Origin of the sequence: Protofrankia sp. Cas4, from assembly GCF_963555915.1 — a bacterium.
Taxonomy (GTDB): Bacteria; Actinomycetota; Actinomycetes; order Frankiales; family Frankiaceae; genus Protofrankia.
Genome location: NZ_CAUVXL010000146.1, coordinates 4335 through 5919, shown reverse-complemented (window position 1 = coordinate 5919; position 1585 = coordinate 4335). Strand labels below are relative to the sequence as shown.

Sequence of the window (1585 nt, the reverse complement as noted above, 5' to 3'; positions counted from 1 at the left end):
GCCTTACAAGCGAGTGGTCGCAGGTTCGATCCCTGCCGCGCCCACGAGCTGGTTCCGCATGCTCGTTGATCTCCGATCAAGCCCGCCACCAGCCGCGATGTCCGCCGGGTGGCCGAGCCCCCCCGAACCCCCACGGTGCGTCTGCGGCGCTTCCGCGGCCCGGAAATCGTCCAGGTGTAGCAACCTGTGTAGCAACGCACTTCAGCTCATTTGATCGTCGAGTTTCCGCAACGCCGCGCGTTTCTCCGCCATGGACGAGTGTGCGTAGATCGTCATGGTGACCTCGATCGCCGAGTGCCCCGCGATGTCCCGGACGGTGTGAGGCGGCACACCGAGATCAAGTAGGAGCGTCACGCAGGTGTGCCGCAGGCCATGAAACACGACCCCGTCGAGCCCGGCCGCCCGGCGCAGCGGCTCCCAGGTTCTGCGCAGGTTCCCTGGTTCGATCACAGTACCGATCTTTGTGGTGAAGATGTGACCGGACTCCTGCCAGCGTTCACCGGCCGCCATGCGCTCCGCGTCCTGCGCCTTGCGATGTTGCTCCAACGCATCCGTCACGATGCCGAGCAGCGGCAGCGTCCGTTCCGAGGTTTCCGTCTTCGGCGGGACGAGTCGCAGGGCGCCGCCGATTCGCTGAAGGGTCTGGTTGACGGTGAGTGTGCCGCGCGTCATGTCGATGTCGGACCATTGGAGCCCGAGTAGCTCGCCGCGCCGCAGGCCCAGGAAGAGCGCCATCACGACAAGAGTCCGTAGCCGGTTGCCCTCCGCCGCATCGAGCAGTGCCCGAGCCTGGTCGACGGTCAGGCCCCGATTGATCCCGTACCTGGGCGCTGTCACCTGTACGAGCTTGGCTACGTTACGGCGAAGCAGTTCCTCGCGGACCGCCGCTTGCAGCCCGTTGCGGAGGACCGAATGCACCTGTTGCACGAGCCGCCGGGACGGCACCGACTCGCAGCACCGGCCCACCGCGCAGCATCGTTGCCTCTTCGCCGGTCGTGCGTTGTCCCGTCCGTGCTTGCAGCACAGGCAGGTCTTTTCAAGCCGTCGTAGGAACAGGCGGACGTCGGCGGCGGTCAACTTGTTAAGGCGCTTCTTCCCGATGCCAGGGGAGATGTGAACTCGAACCATCATCTCGTATCCGTGGTAGGTCGCAGGCTTCACAGCGGGCCTCACCGTGTGCGCGAGCCAGTACGTCAGATACTTCTCGACCGTCCACCCGGTGGCATCCGCCGGGATGCCCTGGTCGGAGTTGGCCTGAAGCTCGGTGAGCTTTGTCCGGACGATCTCTTCGGACCGGCCGTAGACGGGCCGCCGCTTCGTCGTGCTGTCGGGCATCAGCACATACGCCGCGCCCACCCACATACCGTCGGCTCGCTGGTAGATCGAGCCCTGGCCGTTGGCGCGCTTGGTGCGTTCCTTGCGCCGGCCGTTCGCCGGTCCGTTGTTGCTGGGCATGGTGGGTTCAGCTCCTTGCCGAAAGATTGCGAGGGAAGGGAATCCTCGGGGACGTGGCGTCCGACGGTCGGGGCTGTTCCGGTCCTCTGGGCGCGGAAGGGTCTGCCGGGAAACCGGCCGCATCCAGGGC

The 1585-nt window shown here is 66.1% G+C and carries 1 protein-coding gene; it reads right to left on the bottom strand.

Annotated elements, in window-relative coordinates:
• Positions 1 to 201: 201 nt before the first annotated feature.
• Positions 202 to 1455: a site-specific integrase gene (locus tag U9979_RS13440; protein WP_322779638.1), complete on the bottom strand. Its 1254-nt coding sequence runs from the start codon at positions 1453 to 1455 to the stop codon at positions 202 to 204.
• Positions 1456 to 1585: the final 130 nt, after the last annotated feature.